The following is a 22,636-nucleotide window of genomic DNA, read 5'->3' on the forward strand; positions in this document are numbered from 1 at the left end:
CATATACGGCCATCTTACGCGAAAGGCACGGCCCGGTTCCATGTCAGGCCCACCACTCTGCAGGATCGGAGTTTGATCCAAACCGGTTTATCTGTTCATCAACGTCGGGTTACGCCTGGCGGCTAACCCGACCTACCCATCCAGCCTGACCCGGGACTGCATGTTTGGACCGTTCAGGAGGGATAGTCGGCCAGCCCCGGGTTGCCCGCCATGCCGACCAGTTTCGGCGTGTTGAGCTTGTCGATCTTCACCTGTTTCCGGTCCCGCAGGTAGTCTGCCACCACGTCCCAGATCGGCCTGCCGGGCGACTGGCTGCCCACGGTGGCCCAACCGGCGACCATGTACTGCTTGCCCGCCTCGATGGCAGTGCCATTATCCAGGGTCATGCCGCTGATGCGCTTGCCGAATGACTGGTTGGGATCACACACATAGTCCAGGCCACCCAGGCGCACCATATCACCGCCCTGCTGAAAATAGGGATCGGGATTGAACAGGTTGTCGCACACATCCTCCAGGATCGCCTTGATGTCGGCGCCGCTCATCTCCCGACGATAGGTCTCCGGATAGGTGATACAGGTCTGATCCATCACATGTTCCATGGTGATGGTCTGCCCGGGGATCACCGTGGTGCCCCAGCGGAAACCGGGAGAGAGTGAGATTTGCGCATCATTGACCTTGAGCAGAGCATCGCAGATCACCTGATCAAAGGTGCCGTTGAAATTGCCCCGGCGATACAGGGTCTCCTCGGCAACCGCCAGTGGCTCCTGCAGCTTGGCCAGGTAAGGCGCACGTACCTCGTCAATATAGGCCTGCATCTGCGCATCGGCCGCCAGCAGATTGGAAAATACCGGCAGCAGCCGGTATTGATAACCCTGCAATTTGCCGTTGCGCACGTCCAGATCCATCACCCCGAGGAACTTGCCGTTGGAACCGGCATTGGTCACCAGGGTCTTGCCGGAAGCATTCTCCACCACCGTCGGTGCCGGCATACCGTCATGGGTATGACCGCCGAAGATGACGTCGATGCCGGTGACCTGGCCGGCCATCTTCATATCCACGTCCATGCCGTTGTGCGACAGCACCACCACCAGGTCCGGTTTCTCGTTGGCACGTACCCTGTCCACCATTGCCTGCATCTGTTCATCACGAATGCCGAAGGTCCAGTCCGGGATGAAGCGGCTCGGGTTGGCGATCGGGGTATAGGGGAAGGCCTGGCCGATCACCGCCACCCGCACCCCGTTCACGCTACGCATGGTGTAGGGCTTGAAGGCAAGTCCGGCATCTTCATTAAAGCCGTCAAAATCACTGAACTTGTAGTCGAACAGCGCCTCTTCGGTCACTTTCACATTCTGCGCCACGAACTCACCCTTGAAGGCACCGATATTCTCAATGACTTCGCTGTCCTGATAGGTGAACTCCCAATGCCCGGTCATGATATCCACGCCCAATCGATTGCACGCTTCGACCATATCCTTGCCCCGGGTCCAGTAGGCGGTGCCGGAGCCCTGCCAGGTATCACCACCATCCAGCAGCAGCGAATTGCCATCGCCCCGTTCCGCTCGCAGGCGTTTGACCAGGGTAGCCAGATGGGCGAACCCGCCGACCTTGCCGTAGGTCCTGGCGGCGGCATCATAGTCCAGATAGCTGAAGGCGTGGGCTGCCTGACTGTCCGCAGCAATACCGAAATGCTTCAGCAGGGCGCTGCCCACCAGGTGCGGCGCCCGACCCAGTGCGCCACCCACACCCAGATTGACATTGGGTTCGCGGAAATAGATGGGGTTGAGCTGGGCATGGCAATCGGTCATGTGCATCAGGCAGACATTGCCGAAGCGGGGAATCTCGTAGATATCGGCGGGCCGTTGGTTGGCCGCTCGAAGCGAACCCGGCAACAGGCCTGCCGCGCCCGCCATCCCCATCAGGCGCAGGAACTCTCTTCTGGATATGCTCATGTCAGATCAACCTTCTGTCAGGCTTCGGCCAGCACTTCTGACCGGCCTGTTTCGTTATTATGTCGTACCACCCCCGCCCCACCGGGGACGAGGGTGTCGTTACCTCCCAAACGCGCCAGCCTAGCCGATGGCCTCTTCGACGCTGTCGCTCTTGCCCTGATTGTCGGTCCAGGTGAGCTTCAGGGTTTCACCCTTGCCGCCGTCAAACTTGAAGGAGAGATAGGGGTTTTTGGAGACACCTCCACTCCAGTGGGCATTCATCACCATCTTGCCGCCCACCTCGCACACCACTTCCTGTATGTAGTGCGCCGGAATCATCCCGCCACTCTTGGAATCCTTGCGGAAACCGGATTCCATGGGATGGGTCATCAGTGCCTTGACGGTGGTTACCCCGTCCTTCTCTTTCGCGCGAATCTTGATTGTTGCCATGATCTATACCTCAAAATATGCTGTCTGCTGTTCTGTTCCGATATGCGTCCTGCCGGGCTTAGCCACCACAGCCGCCGATCGTCACCTTGACACCCTTTTTCGCGGTATAGAGCTTGCCATCGGCCTTGACCACCGCAATCACATCACCACTCTTGCCCATCTTGATACGGGTCGAAGCGTAACCGTGGGCACCATCGGCCAGATCAAAACTGGCCACCAGCGGCGCCGGATTGTTGGGTGCGGCGATAGTGATCGACTCCACGCCGGCCATCGCCACAGTAACGGTAACCGGGACCACCGCGCCGTTCTCGGCAATCTCCGGTGCCTTGATGCTGATCTCCGCACTCTCCGTCATCTCTGCTGACCCCAGGAGAGTGCTGAGCGCATCTTCCATCTTCTTCTGGCCAAATGCCTTGTCCGGCCAGGCGGCCAGTACACGGCCCGGCACCAACAGTCCGGCACCCACGGCGACACCCAGTGTACCGGCGGCCACTGAACCCTTGATAATCAGTCTGCGTAATTCATTCATAGCTGTTTCCTAGTCGTTATGCTTCTGTTCAGGGCTTGACCGTGGTCAGTCCGACGCTGACCCAGTCCTGCATGCCACCGCGATACCATTTCAGTTTGTAAGCGGGGTAACCCATCTTGGTCAGGGTTTTGATATTCACCGATGACTGGGGACACCAGATGCCGTTGCAAAACAGCACCAGGGTCTTGGCACTGCGGAAATCCCACTTGCCATCCACCATCTGCACACCAAAGCTGTTTACCAGAATATCCTGCAGGGTCTCGGCTTCCGCTTCAATTTCAAAGTTGCCTGCCACATCAATATTGATCTTGTCCCAGGGGATATTGACTGCACCGGGTATAGTGCCGCGCTGGGCCCAGTCCGGGGTGCGTGAATCCACCAGCATGACCGAACGATCGCCATTGCTGATGCGCTTTAAAACACCCAGTACATCCAGTTCACCGACCGTATCCACTCCCGGAATAATCTGCATCGGCTGGATGCAGAAGGGAGGGCAGTGACGCGAGGGGTGATTGTAGGCGTCCGGTATCTTGGCTTCCTTGTCATCAATGCGCCGGATGGTCACCATCTGGCCGTTGTGCATCACATCCAGCGACTCCATTCCCGGGGTTATCTTGGCCTTTGGGCCGGCCAGCGCCAGGCCGGACAGGGCCACACTCCCAACGAGGGCCAGGGTAATCAGTACCTTGCCATATTTCATTATGTCTCTCCTTCGATTTGATCCGTATCAGTACTTCAGATAGGAGGGTATTTTGAGTTCGCTTTGTGAGACTTGCTGTTCATAGCCAAGCCGGCCTTCCGCTTCGGCCTTGTTAGCCAGTTTTACGGCCTTGGCGTAATCACCGGCCTTGGCGGCCTCTTCGGCCTGTTTGATGAATTTACCCGTATCGCGCCACTCGCCATTCACGGATGCCGCTTTCTTGCGTGCGGCCTCGGCCTTGGCGATGGCGTCTGTGGCTGTCGCCGCATCTGCCTTCATATCCCCCGCCAGTGCGGCCGTGCTGCCGGCCAACAGGCTGAACGCCAGCATCAGCATGATGATTAAATATTTGGTTTTCATATTCCTCTCCAATTTCTTTTTTACCTGATTGCAAATAACAGTGATCGCTTACTTGCGAGCGCCCGGCCCATTCAGTTCCAGACCGTTGCTCAGGTAGCTGAGGAAATACTCCAGGTTGCGATACTCCTCACCCTGAGCCTTCAATGCCTTGGCGCGGATGTTGTTGTTGCAGCCGGAGAAGCGACGGTGCAGCGTACCCACGGTCCCCCACTTGGAACGATACACCGGCCAGTGAGTGACATGCCCCACCGAGGGGCTGAGAATTTCAGTACGCACCTTGAGGCCGGTATTCTGCACATGGCAGCTGGCGCAGGAGAAATTCAGTTGACCGCGGCGGGTGAAATAGAACTTTTTGCCCTCTTCATAAGCGGCCATGGCACGGGGATCGTCCTCCGGCACTACCACATTGATCACCTTGCCGCGGGACTGGAAGGCGATATAGGAGAGAATGTTGTTTATCGGCCCCTTCTTGTACTTGAGCGGCTTCTCTCCATTGGCCTTCAAGCACTCATTCAGCGCCAATGGCAGGGTCATAACCATGCCCTTTTCCTTATCCCAGTGCGGGTACTTGTGGGCGATCGCCGGACCATCCGGAAAACAGTCCTTGTAACCCTTGCCGTTGGCGAAGGATTTTTCCCACATCGCCTGGCCGGCATCAATAAACGGCTCATAAGGAGGGAACTCCTCGATTGCCTCCCAGTTCTCACGCCCGATGGGATCGATTGCATAGGCACCGTTCACATACTCTTCCCTTGGCACCGAGGGGAATCTGGCCTCGTAGTGTTTGATGAACGCCGTGCGGTCCTCTTCCGGTCCCGCCTGGGCGGTAACGGCGCTGACCGCCAGTATCGCCAGAGTAATCAGTATTTTTTTCATAGTCTCTCTTCCCAAAACCCTAAACCAAAAATAATCAGTCGCGGTTGTGCAGCACCGTTGCCTCAGAGGGTCCAGATATACTCGACGATCTTATCGATCTCATCCTCTGTCAGAACCTGCATGCGGCCGAAAGGAACCATCGCCGACTCCGGATTGACCGCCGTGGGGTCCCAGATCTGCGCACGCAGCTTGGCCTTGTCGGGATAGCGTGCCTTCATCGCCAGCAGCGGTGGCCCGATATTACCGGGCGATTCGCCGTCTTCGATCATGTGGCAGGCGAGACAGTTGCCCTTGGTGCGTCCCATGGTGATCGCCTTGCCTTCGGCAATAATTGCGGGATCAACCTGGGGCGCCATCGCTTTCGGTTCTTCTTTTGTTGTGGGTGTGCCGGTACAGCCTGTCAACCAGGTCGCCGACGTTATGATGACCAGCGTTGAAACCAGCCTGATGGTTTTTTTCATCATCTCCTCCTACGGAATGCTGAAGGGTGACCGCCTGTCCAATAGCTGAACGTCAGCCTGTGCGCATCCCTGCACGTTCGTTTATCGGACAAGAGGTCAGTTATGTCGTCATTTCGCCGGTTTATTGCTTTAGTAGGTGGTCCGATTCGGCCGGCAGGGTTGCGACCAGAAGCGGATACCTTGGCGAATTTTCAGACGTACCTGATTATGGAAAGTGGCTGGCATGATGAAAATTGGAACATACAGCAGCGGTTATTGGGGTTTTCCTTAACCCGCCCCGGCAACTACCTACAGGCACCAACAGGCAACCCGCAGGCTCCGGCGTACGGAACTGCTTCAATATAAAAAACAGGGAAATAGAAAATGCACCTACTGGGATTCCAGGGTCAACATCATGCGCATCAGATCGGACAGAGTCTTCGCCTCCATCTTCTCCATCACCTTGGCCCGATGAGCTTCAACCGTGGACTGACTGACCGAAAGCTCCGAAGCAATCAGTTTATTGCGCAAGCCCTGCACCACCAGTTCAAGCACTTCCCGTTCACGGGGAGTCAGGCGGGACAGTTTCTGTTTAATCTCGGCAATATGGGAGGCCTCGCCCCGTTGTCGGGCATCATGCGCCAACGCCCGGTGCACACTGTCGAGCAACGCCTGGTCATTGAACGGCTTCTGGATAAAATCCACCGCACCGGCCTGCACCGCCCGCACCGCCATCGGCACATCACCATGCCCGGTAATGATGATAATCGGCGGACAGAGCGGCTTCTCCAGCAGCAGGTTCTGCAGATCCAGACCACTCATGCCCGGCATGCGCACATCCAGAATAATACAGCCGGGTCTGGCAGCGTCGAACTGCTCCAGATAGGCATTGGCCGAATCAAATGATGTCACATCGAGGCCGACCGACTCCATCAACAACTGGAGCGCCTCGCGCACTTCCCGATCATCATCAATAATAAAGACTGTACTCTCACTCATGCTTCTGTCTCGTTTTATGGGGATGTGGGCAGCAGGAAGACAAAGCGCGCACCACGACCCTCTCCGGGTTCAACAAAAATCCGCCCCTTGTGCGCCTCGATAATACCCTGACTGATGGAGAGGCCGAGCCCCATGCCGCTGGGCTTGGTGGTAACAAAGGGATTGAACAGCTGATCAGCCACTGCCGGATCCAGTCCGGGGCCGGTATCGGTAATCGTGACCCTGACATAATCATCCGGTTGATTGCTCGTGGCAATGCTCAATAACCGTGTCCCCTCCTGGATATCGGCCATTGCCTCAATCGCATTTCTGGCCAGATTCAGTATCACCTGATCAATCTGCACATGCAGCGCCATCACCTTGCCTATCCGCTCATCCAGATCAAGTGCAATTTTCACCTCGAACTTTCTGATCTCGGTGCGTAGCAGGGTAATCACCTCGTTGATCACCTCGTTGATGTCAATCCGGCTCAGTTCAGGCTGCTCTTTTTTTACAAACTGCCGCAAGTGGCGAATGATCTCGCCAGCCCTGGCGGCCTGGGAACCGATGCGTTCCATTACGTCGATCACCCGCTCGGTCTCGCCACTATGACTCTCCAGCATGCGGATACAGGCATGGGCATTGGTGGCGATGGCCGTCAACGGCTGATTGATCTCGTGGGCTATTCCGGAAGCCATCTCCCCCATGGTGCTGAGCCGGGCCACATGAGCCAGATCATCCTGGTGCTGGCGCGCCTCTTCGCTGATGCGCTTGCGATCACTGATATCCCGAAACACCACCACACTACCCACAGTTTTGAACTGTTCATTCCTGATCGGGGTACTGGAGTACTCCACCGGAAAGCTGCTGCCGTCTTTCTTCCAGAAAACATCATCCTCCACAAAGCGGGGAATCTGGTCATTGCAGGTAGCGTAGACCGGACACTGATCGGCCGGATGCGGCGTCCCGTCGGCGCGGGTATGGTGCAGGATATCGTGCTGATTGCGGCCAATCAGGTCGGTGGCCGACCAGCCGGTGATCTGACTCATCGCCCGGTTGGCAAAAGTGGTTTTACCGTCCAGGTCAACGCCGATAATCCCGTCTGCAACCGAATTCAGTATCAGCTCATACTGCCGTTCCAGGTGCAACTTGGCCTTTTTCAACTCCCGGTTAAGGCGTGACACCCAGGTAGTCATCAACAGCATGAACACCAGAAACACCAGGGCAACCAGCAACCAGTACCAATACTTCTTTATGGCATCCGCCAGGGTAAATCGCCCGGAGTATTCATACGGGGGCAACTGCAACTCCCTGAGCAGATCATGCACCGACTGGTAATCCAACGGAATGGTCCAACCGGCATAGTTGCCGACACGGGCCGCCGGATGGGTATTCGGCATATTGAGCAGGGCGACAGCAACCCGTTGCGCCAGTTCATTGGAAGTGTGCAGCACTTTACTGAACGGCCACTCCGGGTAGAGCCGGGTACTGCGATTAAGCAGAAACCCGGGATTGATCTTGGGATTGATGATCTTGAAATCGTCAATATCAATCTGATTGGCGGCCGCCATACGCTCCAGGATATCGGTGCGGATCATGCCGACTTCGACCCGGCCGTCCCTGACGGCGCGCACCACCTCATCGTGGATGCCACCGAAGGAGAAGGATGAGCTGTCCCGATAGGGGTCAAGTCCGCTGGCGTGCATCTCCCGCCAGGACATCTGGAATCCGCCCAGGGAAGTGACATCCACCGCCATCAGGCTTTTCCCCTTCAGATCGTCCAGGGTATTGATATCGCTGCGATCACTGCGGGTAAAGATGACGCCACCGAACACATTGTTGGCGTTTGTACCCGCCAGGTTGTTCAGAGTGGCAATGCGCGAGATCCGGTAGCGCACCTCCAGATTGACATAGATACCGGGATTGACCAGGATAAAATCCACCTGCCCGAACTTGACGGCGGGGTCAACCTCGGCAAAATCCAGCGGTATAATTTCAAAATCATGTCCCGGCACTACCCGGCTCAGGTAGATGGCGGTTGGTGACCAGGTATCATAAGTGACCTGATTGCCCCGATGACTCAACACCCCGATACGGATCAACTGATCCTCGGCCCGGAGTGACCCGGAAATCAGCGGCAGCAACAGAAATAACAACAGCGCCCGACGCCACATGGAAACATCCTTCAAGGGTATTGATCTGAGACTACGGAATATTCCCGATGCAGGCAAGCCTGGCCCGAAATGGTGGCTCCGCGTCGGTTATGTTATCCCTACGGTATGTCTGGAAAAAAAAGCCTGCGCGCACCATAATGACTACAACAGCGCTCAGGAGGCACGCAAATGTCCAATTATCAACACATACTGGTGGCAGCGGATTTTTCCAAAGAGTTCGACTCGGTCATGGCCAAGGCCATGGAGCTGCAGAAACTGTATAACGCCCGCCTGACACTCATTCACGTGGTGGAGTACACCGGCGCCATGTATACCGGCGAAATCCCCCTCCCGGAAGATCTCGACCTGGACCAGCGGCTGGCCAAACAGGCGGAGACCAAACTGCAGGCGATGATTGAAGAGCACAACCTGACCAATGCCGGCTTTCAGGTGGAAATCGGTACACCGAAACGGGAGATCGTCCGGGTGGCCGAGGAGCAGAAGGCGGATCTGATCGTGCTGGGCAGTCACGGCCGGCATGGCTTGCAGCTGCTGCTGGGCTCCACCGCCAACGGCGTGCTGCATCAGGCAACCTGTGACGTACTCGCCGTGCGGGTGGAAAGCAGTTAGGCACCCTTAAAGCAGAGCGTTAATGCGCATCGCTGGGCTTGGCGCATGCTACGGTTCCCTTGCGAAGTAGTAGCCCGGATGGAGTGCAACGCAATCCGGGAATGATTTGGAGATCCCTGTCTAAACAAACCAGCCCGATTGAATCGCCGCCATGTAGAACAGCGTCCCGGCAAAGATACTGAGCAGCGCATTGCCGCGCCACAGATGCAGCAGGCTGGTCAGCAGCAGGGCCAGCAGTTCGTTTATCCCGTAGGGCGCCTGGGTCAGATCCAGGGATTTCAGGCTGTACAGCACCAGCAGGGTCATGATGGCCGGCGGCATGTAGCGACCGAGGTACATCAGCAGGGGGTGATCCCCGCGATCACGAAACGCCACAAACGGGATCAGCCGGGTAATGAAAGTGGCGACGGTCATCACCAGGAAGACCAGCAGCAGATAGCCGGTATCGTTCATGATGCCACCTGTCCGATCCGGGTGCGCAGCAACAGCAGGGTAATGGACAGGCCGATCGAGACCAGCAGCATCTGCTCTCTGAACAGCCACAATGCCATCAGACCGCAGAGCAGGGCAACGGCAAAGGGATAGGGTTCGCGCAGCTTTTTCCACTGCTCCAGCATCAGCACCATGAACAGGGCGGTGAGGGCGAAATCCATACCGCTGGTATCAAACTGCACGCTGGCCCCGAACAGGGCGCCCAGCGCACAACCGGTTACCCAGTAACCCTGATTCAGCGCGGTCAGCGCCAGGTAGTAATTCTGCTCGTCATGCCCTGCCGGTGGATGGGTGCTGGTGATCAGGGAGTAAGTCTCATCAGTCAGCCCGAAGATCAGGTAGAGCTTCTTCAGGCCCCGGGCACGGTAGCGACTCAACAGCGACACACCGAAGAACATGTGCCGGGAGTTGAGAATGAAGGTGGAGAGCGCCACCTCGAACAGGGACGCCTGGGCCGCCAACAGCCCCACCGCCATGAACTGGGCGGCACCGGCATAGACCGTCAGCCCCATCAACGGAGCGTAGTACCAGGCATAGCCCAGATTCTGGAACAGGATACCGAAGGCCATGCCCAACGGGACATAGCCGAACATCACCGGCACCGAAGCGCGGAACGCGGCGCCCACGGTGGACATCAGTCGCGCCCCGGTAACCGATGCTGTTCAGCGCTGCGCGGCAAGCCGGCTCCGGGCAGTTTAACCCAGCCAGACACGGGCATTGCGGAACAGCCGCATCCAGGGACCGGCCTCGCCCCAGCCATCAGGATGCCAGGAATTCTGTACCGTGCGGATGACCCGTTCGGGATGGGGCATCATGATAGTGACCCGCCCATCCCTGCTGGTAAGCCCGGTGATCCCCAGGGGTGAGCCGTTGGGATTGGCCGGGTAGCGAGTGGCCACTTCACCGCTGTTCTCCACATACTGCATCACCACCTGCTCCTGCGCGGCGGCCAGATGATCCTGATCGCGGAATTCAGCCCGACCTTCACCGTGCGCCACGGCGATCGGCAACACCGACCCGGCCATGCCCTGCAGCAGAATGGAGCTGGATTCCTTGATCTCAACAGAGACAAAGCGGGCCTCGAACTGCTCCGAGCGGTTGCGCACAAAGTGCGGCCATTGTTCCGCGCCGGGGATCAGTTCATGCAGATTGGAAAGCATCTGACAGCCGTTACAGACCCCCAGGGAGAAGCTGTCGTCACGTTCAAAATAGGCCTGGAACTGGTCGCGTGCCCGGGGATTGAACAGCACCGACTTGGCCCAGCCTTCACCCGCCCCCAGCACATCGCCGTAGGAGAAACCGCCACAGGCCACGAGCCCCTTGAACCGATCCAGCGACACCCGGCCGGAGAGAATATCCGACATGTGTACATCGATGCTGTCGAACCCGGCTTTATGGAAGGCGTTGGCCATCTCCAACTGACCATTGACCCCCTGCTCGCGCAGGATCGCCACTTCAGGGCGGACGCCGCTGTTGATCATCGGTGCCGCCACGTCCCCGGCCGGGTCGAAGGTCAGGGTCACCTGCATCCCGGGGTCGGTGACATCGGCGATCCGCTCAAACTCCTCGCGGGCGCAGTCCGGATCGTCCCGCAACTGCTGCATCGCCAGGGTGGTTTCCGACCAGGCCTGCTGCAGTTCAACCCGGGTCATCTCCAGCAGGGACTGCCTGCCGCGCCGGATCGCAATGCGATCGGAATCATTCAAGGTACCGATCAGGTGACTGTGGTGGCCCAGGCCGGCATCGTGCAGTTGCTTCAGTACGGCATCGGTATCACTGTGCCGCACCTGGAGCACCGCACCCAGCTCTTCGTTGAACAACACCGCAAGATCATCTTCCACCAGGTCATCCAGATGTATCGTCACTCCGGTGTGACCGGCAAAGGCCATTTCGCACAGGGTGGTAAACAGGCCGCCGTCGGAGCGATCATGATAAGCCAGCAGCAGGCCGTCGCGATTGAGATCCTGAACGGTGGCAAAGAACTGTTTCAGGGCATGGGGGTCATTCAGGTCCGCCCCCTGGTGTCCCACCTGGCGATAGACCTGCGCCAGGGCGGAGGCACCCAGGCGGTTGCACCCCTTGCCCAGGTCGATGAGGATCAGGTCACTGTCGCCCTGATCGGTGCGCAGTTGCGGAGTCAGGGTGCGGCGGACATCGCTGACCGGTGCGAAGCCGCTGATGATGAGCGACAGCGGCGCGGTGACGGCACGCGCCTCTCCCGCTTGCTGCCAGACCGTCTTCATGGACATGGAGTCCTTGCCCACGGGAATGGCAATACCCAGCGCCGGACAGAGTTCCATGCCTACCGCCTTGACGGTGGCGTAAAGGTTGGCGTCCTCACCCACATGACCGGCTGCGGCCATCCAGTTGGCGGAGAGCTTGATATCACTGATCTTGTCGATGGCGGTCGCCGCCAGGTTGGTGATCGCCTCGCCGATCGCCATGCGCCCGGAGGCCGGGGCGTCGATCAACGCCAGCGGCGTGCGTTCGCCGATTGCCATCGCCTCACCGGCATAGCCCACATAGTCGGACAGGGTCACCGCCAGATCGGCCACCGGCACTTGCCAGGGACCGACCATCTGGTCCCTTGCCACCTGGCCGGTAATGGAGCGGTCGCCAATACTGATCAGGAAGGTCTTGTTCGCCACCGCCGGCAGGCGCAGCACACGCAACGCCGCCTCTTCCAGCGTCACACTCTGGAAATCCAGCTCCGGCTTCTTAAAGGGCCGCCGTTTCACATCCCGCAGCATGCGCGGCGGCTTGCCAAACAGCAGCGGCATGGAGATATCGATAGGGTTGTTCTCGAAATGGGCATCACCCAGCAGCAGGTGCTCCTCATCGGTCGCCTCACCGACCACGGCGTAGGGACAGCGCTCGCGCTCACAAATCGCCTTGAACGCCTCCAGGCGCTCACTGTCGATCGCCATCACGTAGCGCTCCTGCGCCTCGTTGCACCAGATCTCCATGGGCGACATACCGGGATCATCATTGGGCACGGTGCGCAGTTCGAAGCGGCCACCGCGCCCGGCGTCATGCACCAGTTCCGGCAGGGCATTGGAGATGCCGCCAGCCCCCACATCGTGAATAAACAGGATCGGATTCTCCGCGCCCCGCGCCCAGCAACGGTCGATCACCTCCTGACAACGCCGTTCCATCTCGGGATTGGAACGCTGCACCGAGGCGAAATCGAGATCCTCGGCCGAGGTGCCGCTGGCCATGGAGGAGGCGGCGCCGCCACCCAGACCGATCAGCATGGCCGGTCCACCCAGCACCACCAGCGGTGACCCGGCCGGAAAATCATGCTTCTCGATATGCTCTTCACGGATATTGCCCAGACCGCCGGCCAGCATGATCGGTTTGTGATAACCGCGCAGCTCCGGCCCCTCCGGCCCGGCCACCCGCTCCTCGAAGGTACGGAAGTATCCGCACAGATTGGGGCGGCCGAATTCATTATTGAAAGAAGCACCGCCGATCGGCCCCTCCAGCATAATCTCCAGGGCGGAGACAATACGCTCCGGTTTGCCGAAATTCTCTTCCCACGGCTGCTCGGCACCGGGGATACGCAGATTGGAGACCGAGAAACCGGTCAGTCCGGCCTTCGGTTTCGAGCCCTTGCCGGTGGCCCCCTCGTCACGGATCTCGCCGCCCGAGCCGGTGGCCGCCCCGGGGTCAGGGGAGATGGCGGTCGGATGGTTATGGGTCTCCACCTTCATCAGGATATGGATCGGTTCGGCGCTGTAGCCGTAACGGTGGCTGTCAGCCTCGGTCAGGAAGCGTTGACCCGGATGACCGCTCATCACCGCCGCATTGTCCTTGTAGGCCGAGAGCACATTGTCCGGTGACTGGTCGGTGGTATTGCGGATCATCTTGAACAGCGAATGGCTCTGCGACTCACCATCGATAATCCAGTCGGCATTGAAGATCTTGTGGCGGCAGTGCTCCGAGTTGGCCTGGGCGAACATCATCAGTTCCACATCGGTGGGATTGCGCCCCAGGCTCTGGAAACTCTCTACCAGATACTCGATCTCGTCTACTGACAGCGCCAGCCCCAGTTCCCCATTGGCCACTCCCAGGGCCGGCTTGCCACCACTCACCACATCGACCGTGGTGAAGGGTCGGGGTTCGGCCTTGGCGAACAGGCAGACTGCCTCCTCCAGCTCATCGAACACCACCTCGGTCATCCGATCATGCAGCACCGATTTCGCCGCCTGCAGCTCATGCTCGGAAATGGCTGAGCCGTCTTTTGCCGTCAGGTAGTAGGCGGTGCCCCGCTCCAGTCGCTCCACCTTCTCCAGGCCGCAGTTGTGGGCAATATCGCTCGCCTTGGTCGACCAGGGCGATATGGTGCCGGGTCTCGGCACCACCAGCAGTAGCTGTCCGGCCGGTTCATGCTCCGCCAGATGGGGGCCGTAACGCAGCAAACGATCCAGAATGGCCTGCTCATTGCCATCCAGCGCCTGGCTCAACTCGGCGAAATGGATAAACTCGGCATACATCCCCAGTGGTCGGCCCACGGCCTCGGCAAGACGACGTTCAAGTTTGTTCTGACGAAAATCGGAGAGGGCCGGAGCACCGCGAAGAGTGAGCATGGAGTACCTTGTCTATGGGCGGAAAATCAAATCGGTAATGATACTCCAAGCCGCCGGAAAATGCCGCATCGGACCCTCGCAGGCCAGGGCGAATTGGCTGTGCGTTCCCATGCCGAGCCTGGAAATAAGGCGTGAGGGGGCATGCACTCCCACGCGGAGCGTGGGAACGAGGGCACGCAGCCGCTTGGCCGCTGAATCAGTGCAGATCCCCCGATTCGATGCGCCGCCGATGATAGAGCGAGTAGTAGCGCACCTGGGCAGTGGCGTGGGCAATCCAGCCGGAGAGCAGAATGATCAAGATAAACAGCTCGGCCCGCAGTTGCGGGAAGGGTGTCATCAGGACCAGCAACAGCAGTTTGAGAAGCACCACCTGCCCACGCAACTGGATCAGCCAGATGCCGTTGGAGTAGATGGAGATCAGGGAGAGGCAGAGACCTGAAGCGAGAGTGATCTGCAGGTAGAGTTGCCAACTCTCATCCGCCGCCGGGTAGAGGAAGCCGGCGCCCAGGCCACCCAACCCAACCAGATGCAGGGTTCGAAACAGTACGTTGAGCCAGCGTTGGCCGGGCAGATACCGGGATTGACGGGGAAACAGTTGCGCTTTCAGGCTCATGACTCACACCTCAAACCAGGGACTCACCTCTGACTGACAGGTCAGGGTAAGGCGTGACGCCAGCTGTGGCAACCGGGAAAGGATGGAGTCCCGAACTTTTTCCGGGTGGTTGTTCTGCTCACTCACATGCGCCACCACCAGGTGCCGCAATTGCGCATGATCAAGATCGGCCAGCAGCGAAACTGCCTGTTCATTGTTCAGATGTCCCAGCCGGCCACCCACCCGGCGCTGCAGGGATGGCGGATAAGGCCCGGCACTCAACATCGCCTGGTCGTGATTGAATTCCAGCAGCAGTGCATGACAGCCGCTCAACATCTGCTGGATATGGGGCGTAATGCTGCCACTGTCGGTCAATACTCCCAGTCGGGAATCGTCACTGCTGAAGGTATACTGCGCCGGCTCGCGCGCGTCATGGGGCACCGGGTAGGGCTGTATAGTGACGGTACCGATCTGAAACGGCGGCTGATGGCTGTGTATCAGTTGGGCATCGGGCAATTCGCCACAGCGGCCCTGCTGATAAGTACCGTGAGTAATCCAGACTGGCAGACCATGGCGCCGGGCCAGCGGCCCGACCCCCTTGATATGATCCTGGTGTTCATGGGTCACCAGAATGGCCGTCAGGCTCTCCGGCGCAACCCCAAGGTGCGCGAGACGCCGCTCGGCCTCCCTGGCGGCAAAACCGCAATCCAGCAACAGCCGGGTCGCCCCACACTCGATCAGGGTGGAGTTGCCCCGACTGCCACTGCCCAGAGAGGCGAAACGCACCGACCTCTCCTAACCGACCACTCCCTTACTGGATCTGTTCATGCAGCAGCGTCAGGATACGCAGTGCGGTTTCGGAGTTGTCCTGGACACCCTCCTTGTCCCTGACTACCACGCGGGTACCGTTACCGTCGGCATCCAGACCGACCTGATACTGACTCTCCTTGTCGATGTTCTTGTCGTTATCGCGCCAGAACGCCAGCTTGCCCAGCAGGCCCGGCTCATCGACCTCCTTCAGCGGATCGTTATAGCGCACGTAGTAGACCAGCTTGGTGCGATCCCGGTCTTCCACCGCGAAACCAACCCGGTCCAGGGCCACACCGGTGAGACGCCAGGCGCGGTTGACCTCTTCATCCATCAGCAGCAGCACCTCGTTACCGTTGCGCACCAGCCGTGAACGGGCCTGGGCAGCACCACCCCGGGCCAGAGATGTGCGGGACTGCTGATCCGCTACCCCCATATAATTCATCAGGCGGCGCAGCATCTCGGCCTCCAGGCCGTGATCGGTGGGACGCGGATTCCATACCGTGCGCTCAGGATCACCGCCGCCATCAAGAAGATACTTTTCTTCCATACCGCGATGGGTCAGATAGAGTTCGGTGGTCCCCTCGGTCAGGCCCGGTTCGATGCGCAGCCGGTACTGATCGCGGGTCGCCGCCGAGTAAGCGCCATCAAACACTGTGCGAATCTTTTCGGTAATGAAGTCCCGCTTGATATCGGCCCGGTTCTCCAGCCAGTCGGTCACCATCACACCCACGGTGGGGTCCTGCTGGGCCAGCAAGATACCGTTCTCCTGCCAGAAGGCGACAGTTTTGTACCAGACGTCGTCCGGACTACCCTGAATGCGCAACCAGCGCTGGTTGCCGTCGCGCATTACCTCGATCCGCTCGATCTCCGGCAGCACACTGGTACGAGAGGAGACACGGCCACGAATACGCTCCCGCTCCAGCTGTCCCGACAGGGTGGTCGCCTCGGCGCCGGAAGAGCCGGGAATGACCAGCTGATCATTAATCGTGCTCTTGGTCAGATCCGGCGGGATCTCCAGATTGGTACCGGCATCCTTGGCCTTTTTATACTCGACCTTTCGATCAGGCAGTACCTGATCCATGTTCGGCAGGGCGCCACACCCCGCCAGCAGGAGAGTAACCAGGAGTGGGACCAGCGTGTTTCGGGTTGTCAAAGCCATGTTGTAGAAAACCTTGTTGCCAGATGCCTGGCGTTTCAGATGAGACCCGCGTTGACCATTGATTGACGCAACTGGTCATGATAGCGCTCGGCGAACCATGTCAGCGGCAGGCGGATACCCCTGGGGATCCGCCCCATCTCGGCCAGCGCCCACTTCACCGGAATCGGATTGGACTCCAGGAACAGATCCCGATGCAGAGCGGCCAGCTGTGCGTCGATGCGTGCCGCTTCATCTGCATCACCCCGACGCGCTGCCGCGATCATCCGCTGCATTGCAGCCGGTGCAATATTGGCGGTCACGGAGATGGTTCCGACACCACCAAGCAGAATAAATTCACGGGAAGTGGCATCATCACCGGTAATCAGGTCGAAATCCTCGCCACAAAGCTCACGCAGGGTTGCGACCCGGCTGAGATCACCGGTCGCCTCCTTGATACCGACGATGTTGGAAATTGCGGAGAGCCGGCCCACTGTCTCCGGCAGCATGTCGCAGGCGGTCCGCCCCGGTACGTTATACAACAGTTGCGGGATATCCACGGCCTGCGCAACCGTTCTGAAGTGCTGATACAGCCCTTCCTGGGTCGGTTTGTTGTAGTACGGGGTGACCAGCAGGCAACCGTCGGCGCCCGCTTCCTTGGCACAGCGGGTGAGCTGGATCGCCTCGGTGGTGGAGTTGGCGCCGGTGCCGGCAATGACAGGCAGCCGTTTCGCGGTAAATTCGACAATCTGCCGGATAACTTCACAATGCTCGCGCTCATCCAGGGTGGCGGACTCACCGGTGGTGCCGACCGCAACAATGGCATCGGTACCTTGCTCGACGTGCCATTCCACCAGATCACGCAGGCTGTTCTCATCGACGCTGCCGTCTTCCCGCATCGGGGTGACCAGCGCTACCATACTGCCTTGAAACATGTGAAAAAACTCCAAATAACCCGCTTAATCGGTCATTCTAAAACGCTGACTCGGACGCTGACAAGGCGGATGACCGACAATAGGCTTACGACTCCGATTCATCCCGCTCAAGTCATTGTTATTCATCGCGATTTGATTTTCCTCGGCGAACCGATCCCGGCTATCCCGAAGCACCTCCCTGTCCCGCACCTTGCGCTCGTTCCCGGTCCACCCAGTTAAATCCAAGTGAAGCAAGACAAGCGGGCCCTCAGGACGCTACACTCAGGGGAAAAGAAACAGGAGCAAAATTTATCTATGTCCACACAGAACTATTTGGTGATTTCCGCCTTGGGCAAGGACCGTTCCGGCATTGTCGACGAGCTCTCCAAGGCCATTCTGGATATCGGCTGTAATATCGCCGACAGCCGCATGACCGTACTCGGTGGCGAATTCGCCATTTTGCTGATGGTCGAGGGCAACTGGAACACCCTCGGCAAGCTGGAGGAGGCGATTCCCGCACTGGAGCAACAGCTCGACCTGACCGTCATAGTCAAGCGCACCGAGGGACGGGACAGATCAGGCCCCTCCCTGCCCTATGTGGTCGATGTGGTATCACTGGATCACCCGGGCATCGTGCACCAACTGGCCAACTTTTTCTCCAAACGCAAGATCAATATCGAGGACATGGCCACCACCAGCTATGCCGCACCGCATACCGGGACGGTCATGTTTTCTGTCCACATGACCGTGGGTATTCCTGCGGACATACACATCGCCTCCCTGCGGGACGATTTCATGGAGTTCTGCGACGCCATCAACCTGGACGCCATCATAGAACCGGCGCAGCGTTGATTATCCTCACTTCCCGAGCCCCTTCAATCTTATGCAGGAAAAGCAGCAAATGAATGACCCGGAGCAGCGCCGTCTGTTTGTGCTCGACACCAATGTACTGATGCACGACCCCACCGCCATTTTTCGCTTCAAGGAACACGACATCTTCCTGCCCATGGTGGTACTGGAAGAGCTGGACAAAGGCAAGAAGGGCGTGTCCGAAGTGGCGCGCAATGTGCGCCAGGTTTCGCGTTTCCTGGACGAACTGATGTCCGGTGCCAGCAAGCAGCAGATTGATGCAGGCCTGCCGCTCCCCGCACCAGCCAACGGCAAGAGCGCGGACGCCCCGCCGGCCGGCCGGCTGTTCTTTCAGACCACCACGCTGGCCAGCAATCTGCCGGCGTCCCTGCCGGGCAACATCCCCGACAACAATATACTGAGCACCGCCATCACCCTGCAGCAGGAGCACCCCGACACGCTCGTGGTGCTGATCTCCAAGGATATCAATCTGCGGATCAAGGCGGCCGTACTGGGGGTGCCGGCGGAAGATTATTACAACGACCAGGTGCTGGACGATGTCAACCTGCTGTACAGCGGCGAGGCGGAACTGCAGAGCGACTTCTGGGAGAGCCACAGCAAAAACCTCGACTCCTGGCAGGAGCAGGGGCGCACCTACTACCGCATCAAGGGCCGGGACACCCAGTCCTGGTATCCCAACCAGTGCCTGTTTCTGGATGACGACTCAAACTTCGAGGCCATCGTAAGACGCCGTGACGGCGATGACGCAATCATCGAAATGGCAACGGATTTCCGCAGCGCCAATCACTCAGTGTGGGGCATTCGCGCGCGCAACCGGGAGCAGAACTTCGCCATCAATATGCTGATGGACCCGGAAGTGGACTTTGTCTCGCTGCTCGGCACCGCCGGCACCGGCAAGACTCTACTGGCCTTGGCTGCCGGACTTACCCAGACCCTGGACATGAATATCTATCGCGAGATCATCATGACCCGGGTCACTGTGCCGGTGGGCGAAGATATCGGCTTCCTGCCCGGCACCGAGGAGGAGAAGATGACCCCCTGGATGGGTGCCCTGATGGACAACCTGGAAGTACTCACCCAGACCGACGGCGGTGAGTGGGGACGGGCCGCGACCGATGAGCTGCTGCGCTCGCGTATCCGCATTCACTCGCTCAACTTCATGCGCGGCCGCACCTTCCTGAAGAAGTACATCATCCTGGACGAGGCGCAGAACCTCACCTCGAAACAGATGAAGACCCTGATCACCCGGGCCGGCCCCGGGACCAAGATCGTCTGCCTCGGCAACGTGGCGCAGATCGACACGCCGTATCTAACCGAAACCACTTCCGGCCTGACTTACGTGGTCGACCGGTTCAAGGATTGGGGCCACAGCGGACACATCACCCTGCTACGGGGCGAACGCTCACGGCTGGCGGATTACGCCTCGGACGAACTGTAGTGCCCTGTTGGGTTACGCCTTCGGCTAACCCAACCTACGATAAATTGGGCGTAGGTCGGATTAGCGCAGCGTAATCCGACACACATGAGTTCCGTAGGTTGGGGTGAGGAACGAACCCCAACATCATGGCGCATGCGCATGCACCCGTTGGGGTTCGCGGGCAAATATGTAGAGGCAACCCCCTGTGGTTGCCCGAGCTCCCCGGTTGTCCGGGAAAAGGGCGGACACGTGGATCTGCCCCTCCCGGCAAACGTCAGTCAGGGAACGCACGCAGGCCATCCTGCGCAGGGCGTAGGTCGGATTAGCGCAGCGTAATCCGACACACATGAGACGACGATGCGAAACGGCAGCCCGCCCCAACCTGCGGGTTCAACCCGACAACAGCCGCAGGATCGCATTCCGGTTGGTCCAGGAGCTGGCCTTGCGCGCCGCCTGCGCGGCCGGGAGCCAGCGCATTTCAATATGTTCCAAGGGATTGAGGCGGATCAGTCGGCGGTTCGGCAAGCGGAAGTAGAAGAGGTATTCCCGGTTATAGTGTGCCGAGGGGGCGAAGCGGCTACGCCAGGCCGGCAGGATAGTAAAACGCTCCGTGTGATGAGCGTCCTGGAGTTTGCCGTGATGATGCAGTCCGGTCTCTTCAAGCAGTTCCCGCGCGGCCGCCTGGCGCGGCGTTTCACCCCACTTCAGACTGCCGGTGACGGACTGCCAGAACCCCCGGGGACGGGTCCGGTTGAGCATCAGCACCTCACCCTGATCGGTGTAAATCACCACCAGCACCGATTCCGGGCGTTTGCAGGTTTTATCCAATCTTCCCCCGGTGTGCGACTCGAAAAGGACCCTGCATATACCAGTTAGGGCTCGGGTCGGCCGCCGGCGCAACCCGACAACCACACCCCCGGTTCAGCCCTTCTCTTCCACCTGTGGCGTACGCACCCGGATCGACAGTTCCCGCAACTGCGCGGGACTCACTTCGGACGGTGCCGAGGTGAGCATACAGGCCGCGGTCTGGGTTTTGGGGAAGGCCATGACGTCACGAATGGAGCTGGCGCCTGCCAGCAGCATCACCAGCCGGTCCAGGCCAAAGGCCAGGCCGCCGTGCGGCGGGCAGCCATATCTGAGCGCCGACAGCAGGAAGCCGAATTTCTCCTCGGCCTCCTCCTCGCCGATACCCAGCAGTCGGAACACCCGCTCCTGCACGGCGCTGTTGTGAATACGGATGGAGCCACCACCCACCTCGGTGCCGTTCAGCACCATGTCATAGGCGCGCGACAGGCAGGCCCCCGGATCGGTCTCCAGCAGGTCTATCTGATCCTCCTTGGGGGCGGTAAACGGATGGTGCAGGGCGTTCCAGCGGTCGCCGCCCTCATCCCATTCGAACATCGGGAAGTCGACCACCCAGACCGGGTGCCAGCCGGGCTGCATCAGCCCGCGATCCTCACCCAGCTTGACCCGCAGGGCGCCCAGCGCTTCATTCACCACCGACGCCTTGTCGGCACCGAAGAAGATCAGGTCGCCGTCCACCGCGCCGGTGCGTTGCATGATGCCGTCGACAGCCGCGTCCGGCAGGAACTTGAGAATCGGCGACTGCAGGCCGTCCCGGCCCTGGCCGGCCCAGTCGTTGACCTTGATATAGGCCAGTCCACGGGCGCCGTAGATGCCGACATACTTGGTGTACTCGTCGATCTCCTTGCGGGTCAGTTCACACCCCTTGGGCAGGCAGAGGGCGGCAACGCGTCCCTTGGGATCCTTGGCCGGACCGGAAAACACCTTGAAATCTACCCCACCCATCAGATCGGCCACATCCACCAGCTCCAGCGGGCAACGCAGATCGGGGCGGTCGGAGCCGAAGCGGCGCATCGCCTCCTGATAGGTCATGTGCGGGAACGGATCGGGCAGCTCCACGTCCAGCACCTGTTTCACCACCCCGCGGATCATCGTCTCCATGGAATCCATGATCTCGCTCTCGTTCATGAACGAGGTTTCGATATCCAGCTGGGTGAACTCGGGCTGGCGGTCGGCGCGCAGGTCCTCGTCACGGAAACAGCGTACGATCTGGTAATAGCGGTCCATGCCCGACATCATCAGCAGCTGCTTGAACAGCTGGGGAGACTGGGGCAGGGCAAAGAAATGACCCGGGTGGGTGCGTGATGGCACCAGGTAATCGCGCGCCCCCTCGGGGGTTGCCTTGGTCAGCATCGGGGTCTCGATATCCAGAAACCCGTTATCATCCAGATAGCTGCGTAGTGCCCGCGTGACCGCGGCTCGCAGCATGATGCGCTTCTGCATCTCCGGGCGGCGCAGATCCATATAGCGGTAGCGCAGGCGCACCTCTTCGGAGACGCGTTCATGCTCATCCAGCTGGAACGGCGGAGTGTCGGCGCGGTTCAATACCTCCAGGCCCAAGCCCAGAATTTCGATTTCGCCGGTCGGCATGTCGGGATTGACCGTGCCTTCGGGACGGGCGCGTACACGCCCTCTCAGCTTGAGCACGTACTCGTTGCGCACCTGTTCGGCGGTGCTGAAGATCTCCGGCAGATCCGGGTCATAAACTACCTGAACCAGCCCCTCGCGATCCCGCAGATCGATGAAAATCACCCCGCCATGATCGCGTCGCCGGTGAACCCAACCGCAGATTTCGACCTCCTGGTCGATATGTGAGGCGTTTATATGACCGCAATAGTGGGTGCGCATGCTCGATATTACCGTTACAGACTGATTTCGGGCGAGAAATTCGCCCGATGAGAAAAACAGG

At 59.4% G+C, this 22,636-nt stretch carries 21 protein-coding genes; 3 read left to right on the forward strand and 18 right to left on the reverse strand.

Annotated elements, in window-relative coordinates:
- Window positions 1-173: 173 nt before the first annotated feature.
- From soxB to ACHZBF_RS13515, 9 genes are all read right to left on the reverse strand, one after another.
- The gene (soxB, locus tag ACHZBF_RS13475) at window positions 174-1,949 is read right to left on the reverse strand and encodes a thiosulfohydrolase SoxB (RefSeq protein WP_321528731.1); all 1,776 of its coding nucleotides are present in this window, start codon (window positions 1,947-1,949) and stop codon (window positions 174-176) included.
- Between the two features lie 120 nt (window positions 1,950-2,069).
- A complete protein-coding gene (soxZ, locus tag ACHZBF_RS13480) occupies window positions 2,070-2,378 on the reverse strand; it encodes a thiosulfate oxidation carrier complex protein SoxZ (protein ID WP_321528732.1) in 309 nt (102 codons plus the stop codon).
- 58 nt (window positions 2,379-2,436) lie between these two features.
- Entirely contained in the window at window positions 2,437-2,907 is a 471-nt protein-coding gene (gene soxY, locus ACHZBF_RS13485; RefSeq protein ID WP_273438090.1) for a thiosulfate oxidation carrier protein SoxY, read from the reverse strand.
- Window positions 2,908-2,935: 28 nt separating this feature from the next.
- Window positions 2,936-3,607: a rhodanese-like domain-containing protein gene (locus ACHZBF_RS13490; RefSeq protein ID WP_288106215.1), complete on the reverse strand. Its 672-nt coding sequence runs from the start codon at window positions 3,605-3,607 to the stop codon at window positions 2,936-2,938.
- A 27-nt stretch (window positions 3,608-3,634) separates the two neighbouring features.
- Entirely contained in the window at window positions 3,635-3,967 is a 333-nt protein-coding gene (locus tag ACHZBF_RS13495; protein ID WP_273438092.1) for a SoxAX-binding protein, read from the reverse strand.
- Window positions 3,968-4,015: 48 nt separating this feature from the next.
- A complete protein-coding gene (gene soxA / locus ACHZBF_RS13500; RefSeq protein ID WP_321528733.1) occupies window positions 4,016-4,843 on the reverse strand; it encodes a sulfur oxidation c-type cytochrome SoxA in 828 nt (275 codons plus the stop codon).
- Window positions 4,844-4,905: 62 nt separating this feature from the next.
- Window positions 4,906-5,304, reverse strand: a complete 399-nt coding sequence (gene soxX / locus ACHZBF_RS13505; RefSeq protein WP_288107555.1) for a sulfur oxidation c-type cytochrome SoxX — start codon at window positions 5,302-5,304, stop codon at window positions 4,906-4,908.
- Between the two features lie 369 nt (window positions 5,305-5,673).
- The gene (locus ACHZBF_RS13510) at window positions 5,674-6,282 is read right to left on the reverse strand and encodes a response regulator transcription factor (protein WP_037374585.1); all 609 of its coding nucleotides are present in this window, start codon (window positions 6,280-6,282) and stop codon (window positions 5,674-5,676) included.
- A 14-nt stretch (window positions 6,283-6,296) separates the two neighbouring features.
- Window positions 6,297-8,435, reverse strand: a complete 2,139-nt coding sequence (locus ACHZBF_RS13515) for a PhnD/SsuA/transferrin family substrate-binding protein (protein ID WP_321528734.1) — start codon at window positions 8,433-8,435, stop codon at window positions 6,297-6,299.
- A 168-nt stretch (window positions 8,436-8,603) separates the two neighbouring features.
- Between ACHZBF_RS13515 and ACHZBF_RS13520 the strand changes: the two genes are divergently transcribed.
- Window positions 8,604-9,044: a universal stress protein gene (locus ACHZBF_RS13520; protein WP_288107550.1), complete on the forward strand. Its 441-nt coding sequence runs from the start codon at window positions 8,604-8,606 to the stop codon at window positions 9,042-9,044.
- Window positions 9,045-9,164: 120 nt separating this feature from the next.
- On the opposite strand, the gene ACHZBF_RS13525 is transcribed toward ACHZBF_RS13520, so the two are convergent.
- The 7 genes from ACHZBF_RS13525 to dapA form a co-directional block, all read right to left on the reverse strand.
- The gene (locus ACHZBF_RS13525) at window positions 9,165-9,497 is read right to left on the reverse strand and encodes a branched-chain amino acid transporter permease (RefSeq protein ID WP_321528735.1); all 333 of its coding nucleotides are present in this window, start codon (window positions 9,495-9,497) and stop codon (window positions 9,165-9,167) included.
- Entirely contained in the window at window positions 9,494-10,171 is a 678-nt protein-coding gene (locus ACHZBF_RS13530) for an AzlC family ABC transporter permease (RefSeq protein ID WP_321528736.1), read from the reverse strand. Before ACHZBF_RS13530 ends, ACHZBF_RS13525 begins: the two co-directional genes overlap by 4 nt.
- A 60-nt stretch (window positions 10,172-10,231) precedes the next feature.
- The gene (purL, locus tag ACHZBF_RS13535; protein WP_321528737.1) at window positions 10,232-14,125 is read right to left on the reverse strand and encodes a phosphoribosylformylglycinamidine synthase; all 3,894 of its coding nucleotides are present in this window, start codon (window positions 14,123-14,125) and stop codon (window positions 10,232-10,234) included.
- A 196-nt stretch (window positions 14,126-14,321) separates the two neighbouring features.
- Window positions 14,322-14,738 (reverse strand): hypothetical protein, encoded by a 417-nt coding sequence (locus ACHZBF_RS13540; protein ID WP_273438100.1) that lies wholly within the window; start codon window positions 14,736-14,738, stop codon window positions 14,322-14,324.
- Window positions 14,739-14,741: 3 nt separating this feature from the next.
- Window positions 14,742-15,503: an MBL fold metallo-hydrolase gene (locus tag ACHZBF_RS13545; protein ID WP_321528738.1), complete on the reverse strand. Its 762-nt coding sequence runs from the start codon at window positions 15,501-15,503 to the stop codon at window positions 14,742-14,744.
- A gap of 25 nt (window positions 15,504-15,528) precedes the next feature.
- Window positions 15,529-16,686: an outer membrane protein assembly factor BamC gene (gene bamC, locus ACHZBF_RS13550; RefSeq protein ID WP_273438103.1), complete on the reverse strand. Its 1,158-nt coding sequence runs from the start codon at window positions 16,684-16,686 to the stop codon at window positions 15,529-15,531.
- Between the two features lie 35 nt (window positions 16,687-16,721).
- On the reverse strand, window positions 16,722-17,597 hold the full coding sequence (gene dapA / locus ACHZBF_RS13555) for a 4-hydroxy-tetrahydrodipicolinate synthase (protein WP_321528739.1): 876 nt from the start codon (window positions 17,595-17,597) through the stop codon (window positions 16,722-16,724).
- 294 nt (window positions 17,598-17,891) lie between these two features.
- On the opposite strand from dapA, the gene ACHZBF_RS13560 reads away from it, so the two are divergent.
- Together ACHZBF_RS13560 and ACHZBF_RS13565 are read left to right on the forward strand one after the other, a co-directional pair.
- Window positions 17,892-18,428, forward strand: coding sequence for a glycine cleavage system transcriptional repressor (locus tag ACHZBF_RS13560; RefSeq protein WP_273438105.1), 537 nt, complete (start codon window positions 17,892-17,894; stop codon window positions 18,426-18,428).
- Window positions 18,429-18,477: 49 nt separating this feature from the next.
- Complete coding sequence (locus tag ACHZBF_RS13565) at window positions 18,478-19,884, forward strand: PhoH family protein (protein WP_321528740.1); 1,407 nt, start codon at window positions 18,478-18,480, stop codon at window positions 19,882-19,884.
- A 369-nt stretch (window positions 19,885-20,253) separates the two neighbouring features.
- Here the strand turns inward: ACHZBF_RS13565 and nudB are convergent, their stop codons facing one another.
- Complete coding sequence (nudB, locus tag ACHZBF_RS13570) at window positions 20,254-20,691, reverse strand: dihydroneopterin triphosphate diphosphatase (RefSeq protein WP_321528741.1); 438 nt, start codon at window positions 20,689-20,691, stop codon at window positions 20,254-20,256.
- Window positions 20,692-20,784: 93 nt separating this feature from the next.
- Window positions 20,785-22,575: an aspartate--tRNA ligase gene (gene aspS, locus ACHZBF_RS13575; protein ID WP_321528742.1), complete on the reverse strand. Its 1,791-nt coding sequence runs from the start codon at window positions 22,573-22,575 to the stop codon at window positions 20,785-20,787.
- Window positions 22,576-22,636 lie beyond the last annotated feature (61 nt).

Origin of the sequence: Sedimenticola selenatireducens (assembly GCF_963675335.2) — a bacterium.
Lineage (GTDB): Bacteria > Pseudomonadota > Gammaproteobacteria > Chromatiales > Chromatiaceae > Sedimenticola > Sedimenticola selenatireducens.

Excerpts from the sequence above, each read along its gene's own strand:
- soxB (WP_321528731.1), bottom strand. The coding sequence starts at position 1,949 with ATGAGCATATCCAGAAGAGAGTTCCTGCGCCTGATGGGGATGGCGGGC.
- soxZ (WP_321528732.1), bottom strand. The coding sequence starts at position 2,378 with ATGGCAACAATCAAGATTCGCGCGAAAGAGAAGGACGGGGTAACCACC.
- soxY (WP_273438090.1), bottom strand. The coding sequence starts at position 2,907 with ATGAATGAATTACGCAGACTGATTATCAAGGGTTCAGTGGCCGCCGGT.
- ACHZBF_RS13490 (WP_288106215.1), bottom strand. The coding sequence starts at position 3,607 with ATGAAATATGGCAAGGTACTGATTACCCTGGCCCTCGTTGGGAGTGTG.
- ACHZBF_RS13495 (WP_273438092.1), bottom strand. The coding sequence starts at position 3,967 with ATGAAAACCAAATATTTAATCATCATGCTGATGCTGGCGTTCAGCCTG.
- soxA (WP_321528733.1), bottom strand. The coding sequence starts at position 4,843 with ATGAAAAAAATACTGATTACTCTGGCGATACTGGCGGTCAGCGCCGTT.
- soxX (WP_288107555.1), bottom strand. The coding sequence starts at position 5,304 with ATGAAAAAAACCATCAGGCTGGTTTCAACGCTGGTCATCATAACGTCG.
- ACHZBF_RS13510 (WP_037374585.1), bottom strand. The coding sequence starts at position 6,282 with ATGAGTGAGAGTACAGTCTTTATTATTGATGATGATCGGGAAGTGCGC.
- ACHZBF_RS13515 (WP_321528734.1), bottom strand. The coding sequence starts at position 8,435 with ATGTGGCGTCGGGCGCTGTTGTTATTTCTGTTGCTGCCGCTGATTTCC.
- ACHZBF_RS13520 (WP_288107550.1), top strand. The coding sequence starts at position 8,604 with ATGTCCAATTATCAACACATACTGGTGGCAGCGGATTTTTCCAAAGAG.
- ACHZBF_RS13525 (WP_321528735.1), bottom strand. The coding sequence starts at position 9,497 with ATGAACGATACCGGCTATCTGCTGCTGGTCTTCCTGGTGATGACCGTC.
- ACHZBF_RS13530 (WP_321528736.1), bottom strand. The coding sequence starts at position 10,171 with ATGTCCACCGTGGGCGCCGCGTTCCGCGCTTCGGTGCCGGTGATGTTC.
- purL (WP_321528737.1), bottom strand. The coding sequence starts at position 14,125 with ATGCTCACTCTTCGCGGTGCTCCGGCCCTCTCCGATTTTCGTCAGAAC.
- ACHZBF_RS13540 (WP_273438100.1), bottom strand. The coding sequence starts at position 14,738 with ATGAGCCTGAAAGCGCAACTGTTTCCCCGTCAATCCCGGTATCTGCCC.
- bamC (WP_273438103.1), bottom strand. The coding sequence starts at position 16,686 with ATGGCTTTGACAACCCGAAACACGCTGGTCCCACTCCTGGTTACTCTC.
- dapA (WP_321528739.1), bottom strand. The coding sequence starts at position 17,597 with ATGTTTCAAGGCAGTATGGTAGCGCTGGTCACCCCGATGCGGGAAGAC.
- ACHZBF_RS13560 (WP_273438105.1), top strand. The coding sequence starts at position 17,892 with ATGTCCACACAGAACTATTTGGTGATTTCCGCCTTGGGCAAGGACCGT.
- ACHZBF_RS13565 (WP_321528740.1), top strand. The coding sequence starts at position 18,478 with ATGAATGACCCGGAGCAGCGCCGTCTGTTTGTGCTCGACACCAATGTA.
- aspS (WP_321528742.1), bottom strand. The coding sequence starts at position 22,575 with ATGCGCACCCACTATTGCGGTCATATAAACGCCTCACATATCGACCAG.